Below are 14,094 nucleotides of genomic sequence, written 5' to 3'. Positions count from 1 at the left end.
ACAACCCGAAAGGTAAGGAAATGAGTGTAATTTCGGCAGGCGCCGCCTTCCGCAAGGCGGTACAGGAAGAATCCCCGCTCCAGGTCGTGGGCGCGATCAACGCCAACCATGCGCTGCTCGCCAAGCGCGCCGGCTTCAAGGCAATTTACCTGTCCGGCGGCGGCGTCGCGGCCGGCTCGCTGGGGCTGCCCGACCTTGGCATCTCCAACCTCGACGACGTGCTGACCGACGTGCGTCGCATTACCGACGTGTGCGACCTGCCGCTGCTGGTCGACGTCGACACCGGCTTTGGCGCTTCGGCCTTCAACGTCGCACGCACCGTGCGCTCGATGATCAAGTTCGGCGCCGCCGCCTGCCATATCGAGGACCAGGTCGGCGCCAAGCGCTGCGGCCACCGTCCGGGCAAGGAGATCGTCAGCAAGGCCGAAATGGTCGACCGCATCAAGGCCGCTGCCGACGCGCGCACCGACGAGAACTTCGTAATCATGGCGCGCACCGATGCGCTGGCCGTCGAAGGGCTGGACGCCGCGGTCGAGCGGGCGGTGGCCTGCGTCGAGGCCGGCGCGGACATGATCTTCCCGGAGGCGATCACGAGCCTTGAGATGTACGCGAAGTTCAAGCAGGCGGTCAAGGTGCCGATCCTGGCCAACATCACCGAATTCGGCGCCACGCCGCTGTTCACGGTCGAGGAACTGAAGGGCGCGGATGTCGACATCGTGCTCTATCCGCTGTCGGCGTTCCGCGCGATGAACAAGGCTGCCGAAAACGTCTACGGCGCGATCCGCCGCGACGGCACGCAAAAGAACGTGCTCGACACGATGCAGACCCGCGCCGAACTGTACGACCGCATCGACTATCACAGCTACGAACAGAAGCTCGACGCGCTGTTCGCACAAGCCAAGACCAAATAATCCAGCAACAAGGAGGAAGAACATGACGGAACAAGCGATCAAGGCCGAAACGCCAGCCTTCAAGCCGAAAAAATCGGTGGCCCTGTCGGGCGTCGCCGCCGGTAACACCGCATTGTGCTCGGTCGGGAAGACCGGCAACGACCTGCACTACCGCGGCTACGACATCCTGGATGTGGCCAACAACAGCGAGTTCGAGGAGATCGCCTACCTGCTGGTGCACGGCAAGCTGCCGACCGCGGCGGAACTGAAGGGCTACAAGGCCAAGCTGAAAATGCTGCGCGGCCTGCCGCAGGCGGTGAAGGACGCGCTGGAGTCGCTGCCGGCGTCTTCCCATCCGATGGACGTGATGCGCACCGGCGCCTCGGTGCTCGGCTGCGTGCTGCCGGAAAAAGACGACCACAACACGCCGGGTGCGCGCGACATCGCCGACCGCCTGATGGCTTCTTTCGGCTCGATGCTGCTGTACTGGTACCACTACAGCCACAACGGCAAGCGCATTGACGTGGAAACCGACGACGACTCGATCGGCGGCCACTTCCTGCACCTGCTGCATGGCGAAAAGCCGTCGGAGGCGTGGGTCAAGGCGATGCATACCTCGCTGATCCTGTACGCCGAACACGAGTTCAACGCCTCCACCTTCACCGCCCGCGTAATCGGCGGCACCGGCGCCGACATGTACTCGGCCATTACTGGCGCCATCGGCGCGCTGCGCGGTCCCAAGCACGGCGGCGCGAACGAAGTGGCATTCGAAATCCAGAAGCGCTACGAGAACCCGGACGAGGCGGAAGCCGACATCCGCAACCGCGTGGCCAACAAGGAAGTCGTGATCGGCTTTGGCCATCCGGTGTACACGGTTTCGGACCCGCGCAACAAGGTGATCAAGGAAGTCGCGCGCAACCTGTCGGAGCAGGCCGGTTCGACCAAGATGTTCGATATCGCCGAGCGTCTGGAATCGGTGATGTGGGAAGTGAAGAAGATGTTCCCGAACCTCGACTGGTTCTCGGCCGTCTCGTATCACATGATGGGCGTGCCGACCGCGATGTTCACGCCGCTGTTCGTCATCTCGCGCACCTCAGGCTGGTCCGCGCACATTATCGAGCAGCGCATCGACAACAAGATCATCCGCCCGAGCGCCAACTATGTCGGTCCGGAAGACCTGAAGTTCGTGCCGATCGAAGAGCGTAAGTGATGAGCCGCGGGGCCGAACGCATCATCGTGCGCGAACTGGGCGTGGCCGACGCCGCGGCCAACACGCGCGCCGAGCGCCTGTACGACTTCTTCGGCTTCCGGCAGTTCGGCCTCGAACCCGACGCCTTCTTTTTAGATGGCAGGTACTGCGCCAAGCAGCATCGCCAATTAATCCTGGATTCATTCCAACATCATGAATAACGCCTACCGCAAACCCCTGCACGGCACCAGCTTGCATTACTTCGACGCCCGCCAGGCCGTCGACGAGATTGCGCCTGGCGCCTGGGACAAGCTTCCTTACACCTCGCGCGTGCTGGCCGAAAACCTGGTGCGCCGCTGCGATCCGCAATCGCTGACCGCCTCGCTCAAGCAACTCATCGAGCGCAAGCGCGACCTCGATTTTCCCTGGTTCCCGGCGCGCGTGGTCTGCCACGACATTCTCGGCCAGACCGCGCTGGTCGACCTGGCCGGTCTGCGCGACGCCATCGCTGCCCAGGGCGGCGATCCGCGGCTGGTCAACCCGGTGGTGCCGACCCAGCTGGTGGTCGACCATTCGCTCGCCGTCGAATGCGGCGGCTTCGACCCGGATGCCTTTGCCAAGAACCGCGCCATCGAGGATCGCCGCAACGAGGACCGTTTCGACTTCATCGACTGGACCAAGAAAGCGTTCAAGAACGTCGACGTGATCCCGCCGGGGAACGGCATCCTGCACCAGATTAACCTGGAGCGCATGTCGCCGGTGGTGCAGGTCAAGGACGGCGTGGCCTTCCCGGACACGCTGGTCGGCACCGACAGCCACACGCCAATGGTCGACGCGCTGGGCGTGATCGCGATCGGCGTCGGCGGGCTGGAAGCGGAGAGCGTCATGCTGGGCCGCGCCTCGTACATGCGCCTGCCGGACATCGTTGGCGTCGAGCTGACCGGCAAACCGCAGCCGGGCATCACCGCCACGGACGTGGTGCTGGCATTGACCGAGTTCCTGCGCAAGGAAAAAGTCGTCTCTGCCTACCTCGAGTTCTACGGCGAGGGCGCGTCCAACCTCACGCTCGGCGACCGTGCGACCATCTCGAACATGGCGCCGGAATTCGGCGCGACCGCGGCGATGTTCTACATCGACGAGCAGACTATCAAGTACCTCAAGCTCACCGGCCGCGACGACGAACTGGTGGCGCTGGTCGAAACCTACGCGAAACAGACCGGGCTGTGGGCGGACACACTCAAGAAGGCCGAGTACGAACGTGTGCTCAGGTTCGACCTGTCGAGCGTCGTGCGCAACATCGCCGGCCCGTCGAACCCGCACAAGCGGGTGCCGACCAGTGAGCTCGCAGCGCGTGGTATCGCCAATGGCAACGTGGCGCACGAGCCGGGCCAGATGCCGGACGGCGCAGTCATCATCGCCGCCATCACCAGCTGCACCAACACCAACAATCCGCGCAACATGATCGCTGCGGGTCTTCTGGCGCGCAACGCCAACAAGCGCGGCCTGAAGCGCAAGCCATGGGTCAAGAGCTCGCTGGCGCCGGGTTCGAAAGCGGTCGCGCTGTACCTCGAAGAAGCCGGCCTGATGCCGGAGCTGGAACAGCTGGGCTTTGGCGTGGTCGCTTTTGCCTGCACCACCTGCAATGGCATGAGCGGCGCGCTTGACCCGGCCATCCAGAACGAGATCATCGGGCGCGACCTGTACGCAACCGCTGTCTTGTCGGGCAACCGCAACTTCGACGGTCGCATCCACCCGTACGCTAAGCAGGCCTTCCTGGCATCGCCGCCGCTGGTGGTCGCCTATGCGATCGCCGGCACGATCCGCTTCGATATCGAAAAGGACGTGCTGGGCGTGGATGCCGAGGGCAAGCCGGTCACCCTGCAGGACATCTGGCCGAGCGACGAGGAGATCGACGCGGTGGTCAACCAGAGCGTCAAGCCCGAGCAGTTCCGCAACGTGTACACGCCGATGTTCGCGCGGCGCGCGGACACGCTGGAGGAAGTGAGCCCGCTGTACGACTGGCGCCCGATGAGTACCTATATCCGCCGTCCGCCGTATTGGGAAGGCGCGCTGGCCGGCGAGCGTACGCTTAGCGGCATGCGTCCGCTGGCGGTCCTGGGCGATAACATCACCACTGACCACCTGTCGCCGTCCAACGCGATCCTGGCCAGCAGCGCGGCCGGCGAATACCTGGCCAAAATGGGCCTGCCGGAAGAGGACTTCAACTCGTACGCGACGCACCGCGGCGACCACCTGACCGCGCAGCGCGCCACCTTTGCCAACCCGACCCTGGTCAATGAAATGGCCGTGGTGGACGGCCAGGTGAAGAAGGGTTCGCTGGCGCGCATCGAGCCGGAAGGGAAGGTCACGCGCATGTGGGAAGCGATCGAGACCTACATGGAGCGCAAGCAGCCGCTGATCGTGATCGCCGGCGCCGACTACGGCCAGGGCTCGTCGCGCGACTGGGCAGCCAAGGGTGTGCGCCTGGCGGGCGTGGAAGCGATCGTGGCCGAAGGTTTTGAGCGCATCCACCGCACCAACCTGGTCGGCATGGGCGTGCTGCCGCTCGAATTCAAGCCGGGTACCAATCGCATCCTGCTTGCGATCGATGGCACCGAGACCTTCGACGTGGTTGGCGAGCGCACGCCGGGCGCGACGCTCACGCTGGTCATCCATCGCAAGAACGGTGAGCGTGTCGAGGTGCCGGTGACCTGCCGCCTGGACACTGCGGAAGAGGTATCGATCTACGAGGCGGGCGGGGTGCTGCAGCGCTTTGCGCAGGACTTCCTCGCGTCGTCGAAGGCCGCCGCGTAAGAAATACCAAAACCACGTCGTCCCCGCGCAGGCGGGGACCCATAGAGCTTTTGCAGCAAAGTTTGCAGCAGCTTTGTCGCACAGGGTCCATGGGTCCCCGCCTTCGCGGGGACGACGGTTTAGGAGTGAACAACTATGGCAAACGTCCCACAAATCAAAATCCCCGCAACCTACATGCGCGGCGGCACCAGCAAAGGCGTGTTCTTCCGCCTGCAAGACCTGCCGACGGCAGCGCAAGTCCCCGGTCCCGCCCGCGACGCGCTCCTGTTGCGCGTGATCGGCAGCCCCGACCCCTACGGCAAGCAGATCGACGGCATGGGTGGCGCCACCTCCAGCACCAGCAAGACAGTCATCGTCGACCGCAGCGCCAGGCCGGACCACGACGTCGACTACCTGTTCGGCCAGGTCTCCATCGACAAGCCTTTCGTGGACTGGAGCGGCAACTGCGGCAACCTGTCCGCCGCCGTCGGCTCGTTCGCGATCAGCAGCGGCCTGGTCGATCCCGCCCGCATCCCCAGCGACGGCATCGCGGTCGTGCGCATCTGGCAGGCCAACATCGGCAAGACGATCGTCGCGCACGTGCCGATGACTGGCGGCTCGGTGCAGGAAACCGGCGATTTTGTACTCGACGGCGTCACCTTCCCGGCCGCCGAAGTGCAGCTCGAATTCATGGACCCGGCGGCGGAAGAGGAGGGCGCCGGTGGCGCGATGTTCCCGACTGGGCAACTGGTCGACCAACTCGAAGTGCCCGGTATCGGCACGCTCGCGGCGACAATGATCAACGCCGGCATCCCGACCATTTTCATCAACGCCGAAGCGATCGGCTACACCGGCGCCGAACTGCAGGATGCGATCAATGGCGACCCGAAGGCGCTCGCAATGTTCGAGACGATCCGGGCGCACGGCGCCGTGCGCATGGGCCTGATCAAGCATGTGGAGGAAGCGGCACGGCGCCAGCACACGCCCAAGGTCGCGTTCGTGGCGCCCCCGCGCGACTACGTCGCCTCCAGCGGCAAGCCGGTCAAGGCGATTGAGGTCGACTTGCTGGTGCGCGCCATGTCGATGGGTAAGCTGCACCACGCGATGATGGGGACGGCGGCGGTGGCTATCGGCACCGCTGCCGCGATCCCGGGAACGCTTGTGAATCTGGCGGCGGGCGGCGGTGAGCGCGAGGCGGTTCGCTTCGGCCATCCGTCGGGCACCCTGCGCGTCGGCGCCCAGGCCACTCTCGTCGATGGTGAATGGAGCGTGACCAAGGCAGTCATGAGCCGTAGCGCACGCGTGCTGATGGAAGGCTGGGTGCGCGTTCCGGGCGACGCATTCTGAGGCGCCAGGCGCGCCGTGCGATTCGGCGCGACTTCACGCCAGCTACATTTTTGTCGTGCTGGTGATCGACCGGGCGTTTATCTAGGCTCCTGCATGCACACGTACCGCCTGCGCACTAACGTAGGGGGCGCGCGGCCGGCGAGGACCAGTGCGCACGCGGTTCGCAAACGCCGCGTAGGTGGAGCAGGTGCCGCAAGCCAGCACGCGGTGACCGCGTGCGCACAGGTGCGCACCCTACGGCGACGGCTTCTATTCAATCGTCGCCACCACCGGCGTATGATCCGACGGCTGTTCCCAAGTCCTCGGATTGCGGTCGATTACGCACGCCACGCAACGCTTGGCCAACTTTGGCGAAAGCAGGATGTGATCGATGCGCAGCCCGCGATTGCGGCGGAACGCGAGCTGGCGGTAATCCCACCAGCTATACGATTTCTCTGGTTGCTCGAACAGCCGGAACGAATCGCACAGGCCAAGTTCGACCAGCGAGGCCAGCGCCGCGCGCTCGCCATCCGAACAATGGATCTGGCCGGCCCATGCAACCGGGTCGTGCACGTCGCGGTCTTCCGGCGCAATGTTGTAGTCGCCCAGGATCGCCAATTGCTCGTGCGTGCGCAGTTCCTCGCACAGCCATTCGCGCAGCGAGGTCAGCCACGACATCTTGTAGACGTACTTGTCCGAGTCGACCATCTGGCCGTTCGGCACATAGGCGCAGATGATGCGCATTCCCTCGATCGTGGCGCCAATGATGCGCTGCTGCTCGTCGGCAAACCGTGGGTTGTTCTTCACCACATCCTCGATCGGGTGCCTGGACAGGATCGCCACCCCGTTGTAGGTTTTTTGTCCCGTAAAGACGACGTTGTAGCCGGCGGCGTTGATTTCTGCCAGTGGGAACTTGTCATCGGTCAGCTTGGTCTCTTGGAGACAGAGCACGTCAACAGGATTTTCCGCCAGCCATTGCAGCAGGTGGGGCAGGCGGACTTTCAGCGAGTTGACGTTCCAGGTTGCTAGTTTCATGTTGGGTCTGTGGGTGATGCGGCAGCCTTCTGCCGCCGGGCAGGCGAAGTATCAACGTTGCGCGCAAATCATGCAACAGGACAAAAAACTTGCCTATTGTCTTTTTTTGTTCAATATACAATTGTAACAACACGAAATTGATGCTTAAATACTAAATAACTTGTCAAATTGCTCTTTGTCGTGTCAACTGTAGCAAAGTGTAACAAATGCGGCGCAGTGTTTTACAATTCCCTATTGTTACTGATAGGGAATATAAAATTGCATTCTTATAATGTCAGGTGTACCATTTAACAGTGTTGTGTAGAAGCTATGATTTCTGGGCGCTGCCATCATTTCGCGAGACGATGTTGTTGCCGAGAGAGACGGTGCCCGGTAGAGTGGTGCTACCTGGAAATATAGTGCTGGACAGTAAGAAATTCTGCACACAGATTTTTAAAGGACAGAGATGCGCAGTGCATTCGAAGCGTGGGCCCAACGCGATGGCCATATCACCCGCCGCCGTGAGGACAAGCCGGACGAGTACCTGGTGTATGAAACCCAGCGCCGTTGGCTGATCTGGCAAGCCGCCCTGACGCACGGCGCGCAGGCACTGGCCCAGCAGCAGGCCAAGTCCGACAGCCAGCCGGCGCCGCAAGCGCCGCTGGGCGCCGACGAGGCGGCCGTGCGCAACCGCGTGCTGAACGAATTGCTCGATGCGTTCAGCGAGCTGGATGAAGGTACCGGGATCGAAGGCGTGATCAAGGTCATCCAGAGCCTGAAGAAAAAACAGGGCGCGTTGGCGGAAAACCAGGGCTGATGCAGTTTCGCCACTACAAGGGTGGTCTGTACGAGCTGGTGTGCGAAGCCACGCTCGAAGCGGACCACGCGCCTATGATCGTCTATCGCGCGGCGGACGGATCCGTGTGGGTCCGCCCCAAGGCCGTGTTTTTCGAGCAGGTCGAAGTCGACGGCAAGCTGGTGCCGCGCTTCGCGCCGCTCTCCTGATTACCGATTCTGAGGCTCATGAATCCACCCCGCCTGCCGTAAACAGGTATGGACGCATTTTCGGGTGGAGCAATGGCACGTTTCGGCACCTTTCTGTTGGCAGGGCTGGCGGCCGCCTTGGGCGGCTGCGCGACACTGCTTGACTCCAGCGAGCAGCTGGTCGAACTGCACACGATTCTGGACAACCGCGAAGTCGCGGGGATCGGCTGCGTGCTGGCAAACGATGCCGGCCGCTGGTTTGTCGTCGCGCCCGGGCGGGTGACGATCGTCAGGAGCAGCACTGCGCTGACCGTGGACTGCGCGCGCCAGGGCGTGGGCAGCTCGCGCGAGCTGGTCGACTCGCGATTCAGTACGGGCAAGCTGATCGGGAACCTGGTGGTCAGCGGCGGGTTGGGCTACCTGGTCGACTGGCGCACCGGGGCAGGGTTTGCGTATCCGGCGACGCTGACCGTGATCATGAAAAGGCCCCCAGCGCCCGAGCAGGTCGGGGCGCTCGACAACCGGGTCTTTTAAGCGACGGGCGCAGTCGCCAGCTGTAGGGTGCGCGGGGCCGCCGATACCTGTGCGCACGCTGTACGGTTGAATGCCGTTGGCGCCGGCATGCATACGTACCGCGTGCGCACAGGTGCGCACCCTACGCCTCTACGCCAGCTTCGCGATCCGCGTGCGCACGTGCCAGCTTATACGCGATTGAGCAGGAACGTCGCCAGCAGCGGCACCGGACGGCCGGTTGCGCCTTTCTGCGCGCCGCTCTTCCACGCCGTGCCGGCGATGTCCAGGTGCGCCCAGGTGTACTTGCGGGTGAAGTTCTCCAGGAAGCACGCCGCAGTGATCGAGGCGCCACCCGGCGTACCAATATTGGCCAGGTCGGCAAAGTTCGACTTGAGCTGATCGTTGTACGCTTCGCCGATCGGCAGCCGCCATGCGGTGTCGCTGGCCTCTTTGCCGGCCGCCAGCAGCTCGTCGGCCAGCTGGTCATGCGCATCGTCGTGACGGGTGAACAGGCCCGAATTGTGGTGGCCCAGCGCGATGATGCAGGCGCCGGTCAGGGTCGCGATGTCCACCACCGCCGCCGGCTTGAAGCGCTCGGCATAGGTCAGCGCGTCGCACAGGATCAGGCGGCCTTCGGCGTCGGTGTTGAGGATCTCGATCGTGGTGCCGTTCATCGCGGTGACGATGTCGCCCGGCTTGGTGGCGCGGCCCGACGGCAGGTTTTCGCAGGTCGGGATGATGCCCACGACGTTGAGCTTCAGGCCCATCTCGCCGATCGCGCGGAAGGTGCCCAGCACCGAGCCGGCGCCGCACATGTCGTACTTCATCTCGTCCATTTGCGGACCCGGCTTGATCGAGATGCCGCCGCTGTCGAAGGTGATGCCTTTGCCCACCAGGACCACCGGCGCATCCTTCTGCTTGCCGCCGTTATGCTTGAGCACGATGAACTTCGGCGGCTCTTCGCTGCCCTTGGCCACCGCCAGGAAGCTGCCCATCTTGAGCGCTTCGAGCTGCTTGCGTTCCAGGACTTCGACGTCGAAGCCGTAGTCGGTCGCCAGCTTCTTGGCCACGTTAGCCAGGTAGGTCGGGGTGCATACGTTCGGCGACAGGTTGCCCAGTTCCTTGGTCAGGTCCATGCCGCCCGCAATCGCGATCGACTGCGCCAGCACTGCCTTGACCTGCGGGGTGGCCGCCGGCACGGCGATGGCCAGCTTGCGCACGCCGCGCTGTTCGGTGTCCTTCTTGCTCTTTTGGGAGTCAGTACGGAATTGGGCTTCGTTGGCGGCGATGACGATGGTGCGCACGGCCCAGGCCAGATCGCGCTCTTTTACCTCTGCCACCGGGAATGCGATAATGGCGTCTGCACAGCCAAGCGATGCGAAGGCCTTGAGCGCGGCATTGACGCCGGCCGCGAAATTCTTTTCGCTGACCGCTTCGTCATCGCCCATGCCGACCAGCAGCACGCGTTGCACGCTCGCGCCGTTCGCGCCGCGCAGCAGCAAGGTGGAGCCGGCTTTGCCGGTGATGTCGCCGGACTTGAGCGCGGCGCTGATTTCACCGTGTTGATCGAGGGCTTTGGCCGCCGCCGACAATTTCTTGTTTTCGAACACCGCCACTGCGACACAGCCGGCTTTTGCCGCAGCCAGGGTGTTTTTTGTGTCGAATGCTTTTATGCTAAAGTCCATTGAATTCTCCGTTGGTGTTTGAAACGCGCACTGCTTAACCTGCAATTATAACTATCGAATGATTTTTCAACGCGCCCTGCATCGTGAATTGGCCAGCGCGGCCGGCGCAACCTTCACGGTGCTGTTTTCAATCCTGACTACCTGGACCTTGATCGCGATCCTGGGCAAGGCTGCCGGCGGCCAGGTCGCCTCCAGCGACGTGCTCGCGTTGATTGCTTTTCAGGTTTTGAATTATCTGCCAACAATCCTCATACTCACCAGCTTTATTTCGGTATTAATGGTGGTCACCCGCAGCTACCGCGATTCGGAAATGGTCGTCTGGTTCGCGACCGGCCAGTCGCTGCTGCGCTGGGTGCGGCCGGTGCTGACGTTCGGACTGCCGCTGGTGGTGCTGGTGGGCGCTCTGTCGTTCGTCGCGACCCCGTGGGCCCAGATGAAAAAGGACGAATTCATGACCCGCTTCGAAAAGCGCGAGGATCTGAAACGCGTCGCGCCCGGGCAGTTCCGCGAGTCGGCATCGAGCAACCGCGTATTCTTCGTCGAAGGCGCGGGCGGCGAGACCAACACCGTGGTGCAGAACGTTTTCGTCAACAGCATCGAGAATGGCAAGAACTCGATCGTGGTCGCGAAAGAAGGGGTAATCGAGCCTGACGGCAAGGGTGGCCAGTTCCTGGTGCTTAAAAACGGCCGCCGCTACGAGGGTGTGCCCGGCCACGCCGATTTCCGCTCGATGGAGTTTGAGCGCTACAGCATGCGCGTGGCGACCAAGGTGCCGGTCTCCGGCACCGAGCTGCGGGTCGAAACGATGAGCACCGCTGCGCTGGTCGCAGTGCCCAACCATGCCACCAAGGCCGAGTTGCTGTACCGGATTTCGGCGCCGCTGATGGCGGTGGTGCTGCTGCTGTTGGCCATTCCGCTCGGCTTCGTCAATCCGCGCGCCGGCAGTTCGGCCAACCTGATCCTCGCGCTGCTGATCTTTTTCACCTACCTCAACCTGTCCAGGGTGACCGAGACCAGCGTCAAGCAGGGCCAAGTTGCATTCGGCCTGGCCTGGTGGCCACTGCACCTGGCGGTCTTCCTGATGGTCGCGGCGCTGTTCGCGTGGCGCCTGAACGTGAACCATCGCTATCACCCGCTGGCCCTGATCAATGCCTGGAAGCGCCGCCGGATGCTGCGCGCGGAAAGCACAAAGGCGGTGAAATGAAGATCCTGCAGCGCTATTTTTTCGTCAACATCACGCAGGCAGTGGCCTTCGTGGCGGTCGCGTTACTCGCCCTGATTTCGTTCATGGACCTGACCAGCGAACTGCCGTCGGTGGGCAAGGGCGGCTACATGATGCAGCACGCGCTCGTGTACGTGCTGCTGCAGGTGCCCGGCCACGTGTATGAAGTCATGCCGGTTGCAGCCCTGATTGGCACCATCTACACCATGGCGCAATTCGCACAGAGTTCGGAATTCACCATCATGCGGGTGTCGTCGATGACGACCGGGATGGCGGCCGGCATGCTGTTCAAGATCGGCATCGTGTTCGTGGCGATCACCTTCTTGTTCGGCGAACTGATCACGCCGCGGGTCGCACCGCTGGCCGAGCGCCTGCGCCTGGCGGCCAAAGGCTCGACCGTGTCGGCCGAATTCCGCTCGGGGATGTGGACCAAGGACATCGTGCATGCGGATGGCGTGCGCGGCCCGGCAATCGGCTCGCGCTTTTTCAACGCCCGCCAGATTCGCCCGGATGGCCAGCTGGTCGACCTGAAGCTGTACGAGTTCGACACCAGCATGCGCATGCGCTCGCTCATCACGGCGGCCAGCGCGACCTTCAGCGGCAATAACATCTGGCGCCTGCAGGACGTGACCGAGACGCTGTTCCAGAACAGCCGCGTACTGCCGGACCCGGGCGCGCCGCTGCCGGCCGGGACAACCATCCAGAGCACCTTCGGCCAGGAGACGGCGTCGGTGGCCACCCGCAAGCTGGAGACGATGGACCTGGTGTCGGAGATCACGCCCAAGATCCTGTCGGTCTCGCGTTCCGACCCGGAGCGCATGTCCGCCAACGAACTGGCGGTCTACACGCGCCACCTGGCCGAGAACCGCCAGGAGACCGAACGCTTCAAGATCGCGTTCTGGAAGAAGATCGTCGACCCGCTGGCGATTTTCGTGCTGATGGCGCTGGCGCTGCCGTTCGGCTACCTGCACACGAGGAGCGGCGGGGTCAGCCTGAAGATCTTCATCGGCATCATGATCGGCGTGAGCTTCTTGCTGATTAACTCGCTGTTCTCGCACCTCGGGATGCTCTCGACCTGGCCGGCGTTCATGACCGCCGTTGCGCCCAGCGTGCTGTTCCTGCTATTGGCGCTAGGTGCGCTATGGTGGGTGGAGCGACATTGATGAAGCGCGCGCTGGTCCTGTTCGCGCACGGCGCCCGCGCAAGCAGCTGGGCCGCGCCATTCGAGCGCCTGCGCGACCTGACCCAGGGCCGCCTGCCAGAGTGCGCGGTATCGCTCGCCTTTCTCGAACTGATGGAGCCGCGCCTGCCGCAGCACGTGGCGGCGCTGGCGGCGGCCGGCGTGCTGGATGTGACCGTGGTGCCGGTGTTCCTCGGTCAGGGCGGCCACCTGCTGCGCGACCTGCCCGCGCTGATCGATGGCCTGCGTGCCGCGCATCCCGACTTGAATATCAAGGTGGCCGGCGCGGTCGGCGAAGACCCGCAGGTGCTCGCAGCGATGGCCGATTACTGTGTGAACGCGCTCGACCGAGAGGCCAAGCTTGCCGGTTCTGCATGAGGATGCACCTCTTAACGTGAAATCTGCAGTTGCCTTGTCCGGCATCATGGCCGCGTACCGCAAGGACGTTTGACAGGGTAGGGGATCGCCCCCACACTGCTTGCAGCCCAGGCGCGGCGAAGTTGATGGCGCCAATCCCCCTCACACTTTCGACGGGTTCATGCCATGCTGACAGCAACCATCAAGCAGATCGTTGCCGCAACCTTGCATTCGCTACGGAGCTCGAAGACACTGATCTTATGGCGGCGCAGGCTGTCGCCATCGGCGCTGTTCGTCGAGCTGCGCTGCGCGCGCCGCATCGACGCGCTGTCGCGCCGGCTCATGGGAATGCAGCGCAAGATCGGCGCGCTGTCGGCGCACCTGCTGTCCGGACGCGCGGATGGCGCGGTCGATGCCGACCGCAGCCTGCGCCGCATGCTTGGCGAGTTGAAGGACGACCTGAACGGCATCCGGCGCGACCTGGCGCAATGGTATGTCAAGGAATGCCGGGGGCGCACAGGGCCCCGGCTGGATGCGTCGATCACGCATCTGAACCGCGTGGCGGCGGACACCTATGCCGCGGCCGACCGGCTGGAGTGGGAAATCGAGGAACACGACCGGCGGTTTTGCCGCTAGCATCAAATCGTAGGGGACGCGGGGCCGCCGAGGACCAGTGCGCACGCGGTCACCGCTTGCGGGCTTGCGGCTGCCGCTCCCACTACGCATCTTTCGCGAACTTCGTAGGGGGCGCGGGGCCGCCGAGGACCAGTGCGCACGCGGTACGTGTGCATTGAGTTGCAGCGCGCAATGCAAACGGCGCATGCTGGTGGTGAGGCCGCAAGCCGGCGAACGGTGACCGCGTGCGCACAGGCCTCGCCGGCCGCGTGCACCCTAACGGTCATTGCAGAGCGTGCCACCCCGGCGCATGAAAGAATATGGGG

Annotated in this window: 14 protein-coding genes; 12 read left to right on the top strand and 2 right to left on the bottom strand. The window is 63.6% G+C overall.

The features are described 5' to 3' along the window. Positions 1-20: 20 nt before the first annotated feature. The 5 genes from prpB (at position 21) to prpF (ending at position 6,219) form a co-directional block, all read left to right on the top strand. Positions 21-911: a methylisocitrate lyase gene (gene prpB, locus E4O92_RS21420; protein WP_135191697.1), complete on the top strand. Its 891-nt coding sequence runs from the start codon at positions 21-23 to the stop codon at positions 909-911. 22 nt (positions 912-933) lie between these two features. After that, positions 934-2,100, top strand: a complete 1,167-nt coding sequence (prpC, locus tag E4O92_RS21415; protein ID WP_135191696.1) for a bifunctional 2-methylcitrate synthase/citrate synthase — start codon at positions 934-936, stop codon at positions 2,098-2,100. Then, positions 2,100-2,300 (top strand): hypothetical protein, encoded by a 201-nt coding sequence (locus E4O92_RS21410; RefSeq protein ID WP_135191695.1) that lies wholly within the window; start codon positions 2,100-2,102, stop codon positions 2,298-2,300. The genes prpC and E4O92_RS21410 overlap by 1 nt, the downstream gene beginning before the upstream one ends. Continuing rightward, the gene (gene acnD, locus E4O92_RS21405) at positions 2,293-4,893 is read left to right on the top strand and encodes a Fe/S-dependent 2-methylisocitrate dehydratase AcnD (protein ID WP_135191694.1); all 2,601 of its coding nucleotides are present in this window, start codon (positions 2,293-2,295) and stop codon (positions 4,891-4,893) included. Before E4O92_RS21410 ends, acnD begins: the two co-directional genes overlap by 8 nt. Before the next feature lie 135 nt (positions 4,894-5,028). Next, positions 5,029-6,219 carry a 2-methylaconitate cis-trans isomerase PrpF gene (gene prpF, locus E4O92_RS21400; protein WP_135191693.1) on the top strand — a complete coding sequence of 397 codons (1,191 nt, stop codon included), beginning with the start codon at positions 5,029-5,031 and terminating at the stop codon, positions 6,217-6,219. A 249-nt stretch (positions 6,220-6,468) separates the two neighbouring features. Here prpF and xth read toward each other — a convergent pair whose 3' ends face one another. Continuing rightward, positions 6,469-7,233: an exodeoxyribonuclease III gene (xth, locus tag E4O92_RS21395; protein ID WP_135191692.1), complete on the bottom strand. Its 765-nt coding sequence runs from the start codon at positions 7,231-7,233 to the stop codon at positions 6,469-6,471. A 445-nt stretch (positions 7,234-7,678) separates the two neighbouring features. Here xth and E4O92_RS21390 point away from each other — a divergent pair, with 445 nt between their 5' ends. The 3 genes from E4O92_RS21390 to E4O92_RS21380 all read left to right on the top strand — a co-directional run bounded on the left by E4O92_RS21390 (position 7,679) and on the right by E4O92_RS21380 (position 8,730). Then, positions 7,679-8,029 carry a phiTE_015 family protein gene (locus E4O92_RS21390; RefSeq protein ID WP_135191691.1) on the top strand — a complete coding sequence of 117 codons (351 nt, stop codon included), beginning with the start codon at positions 7,679-7,681 and terminating at the stop codon, positions 8,027-8,029. After that, the gene (locus E4O92_RS21385) at positions 8,029-8,217 is read left to right on the top strand and encodes a DUF1653 domain-containing protein (RefSeq protein WP_135191690.1); all 189 of its coding nucleotides are present in this window, start codon (positions 8,029-8,031) and stop codon (positions 8,215-8,217) included. Before E4O92_RS21390 ends, E4O92_RS21385 begins: the two co-directional genes overlap by 1 nt. Positions 8,218-8,289: 72 nt before the next feature. Next, positions 8,290-8,730, top strand: coding sequence for a hypothetical protein (locus E4O92_RS21380; RefSeq protein WP_135191717.1), 441 nt, complete (start codon positions 8,290-8,292; stop codon positions 8,728-8,730). 167 nt (positions 8,731-8,897) lie between these two features. Here the strand turns inward: E4O92_RS21380 and E4O92_RS21375 are convergent, their stop codons facing one another. After that, positions 8,898-10,394, bottom strand: coding sequence for a leucyl aminopeptidase (locus tag E4O92_RS21375; RefSeq protein ID WP_135191689.1), 1,497 nt, complete (start codon positions 10,392-10,394; stop codon positions 8,898-8,900). Between the two features lie 58 nt (positions 10,395-10,452). Here E4O92_RS21375 and lptF point away from each other — a divergent pair, with 58 nt between their 5' ends. From lptF to E4O92_RS21355, 4 genes are all read left to right on the top strand, one after another. Then, on the top strand, positions 10,453-11,598 hold the full coding sequence (gene lptF / locus E4O92_RS21370) for an LPS export ABC transporter permease LptF (RefSeq protein WP_135191688.1): 1,146 nt from the start codon (positions 10,453-10,455) through the stop codon (positions 11,596-11,598). Then, positions 11,595-12,779, top strand: coding sequence for an LPS export ABC transporter permease LptG (gene lptG / locus E4O92_RS21365; protein WP_135191687.1), 1,185 nt, complete (start codon positions 11,595-11,597; stop codon positions 12,777-12,779). The genes lptF and lptG overlap by 4 nt, the downstream gene beginning before the upstream one ends. Continuing rightward, the gene (locus E4O92_RS21360) at positions 12,779-13,174 is read left to right on the top strand and encodes a sirohydrochlorin chelatase (protein ID WP_135191686.1); all 396 of its coding nucleotides are present in this window, start codon (positions 12,779-12,781) and stop codon (positions 13,172-13,174) included. The genes lptG and E4O92_RS21360 overlap by 1 nt, the downstream gene beginning before the upstream one ends. A gap of 165 nt (positions 13,175-13,339) precedes the next feature. Then, positions 13,340-13,789, top strand: coding sequence for a hypothetical protein (locus E4O92_RS21355; protein ID WP_135191685.1), 450 nt, complete (start codon positions 13,340-13,342; stop codon positions 13,787-13,789). Positions 13,790-14,094 lie beyond the last annotated feature (305 nt).

This window comes from Massilia horti (genome assembly GCF_004614195.1).
GTDB classification, from domain to species: Bacteria; Pseudomonadota; Gammaproteobacteria; order Burkholderiales; family Burkholderiaceae_D; genus Telluria; species Telluria horti.
Note: the sequence above shows the minus strand (reverse complement) of the source record. Positions and strands in the feature narration are given on the sequence as shown.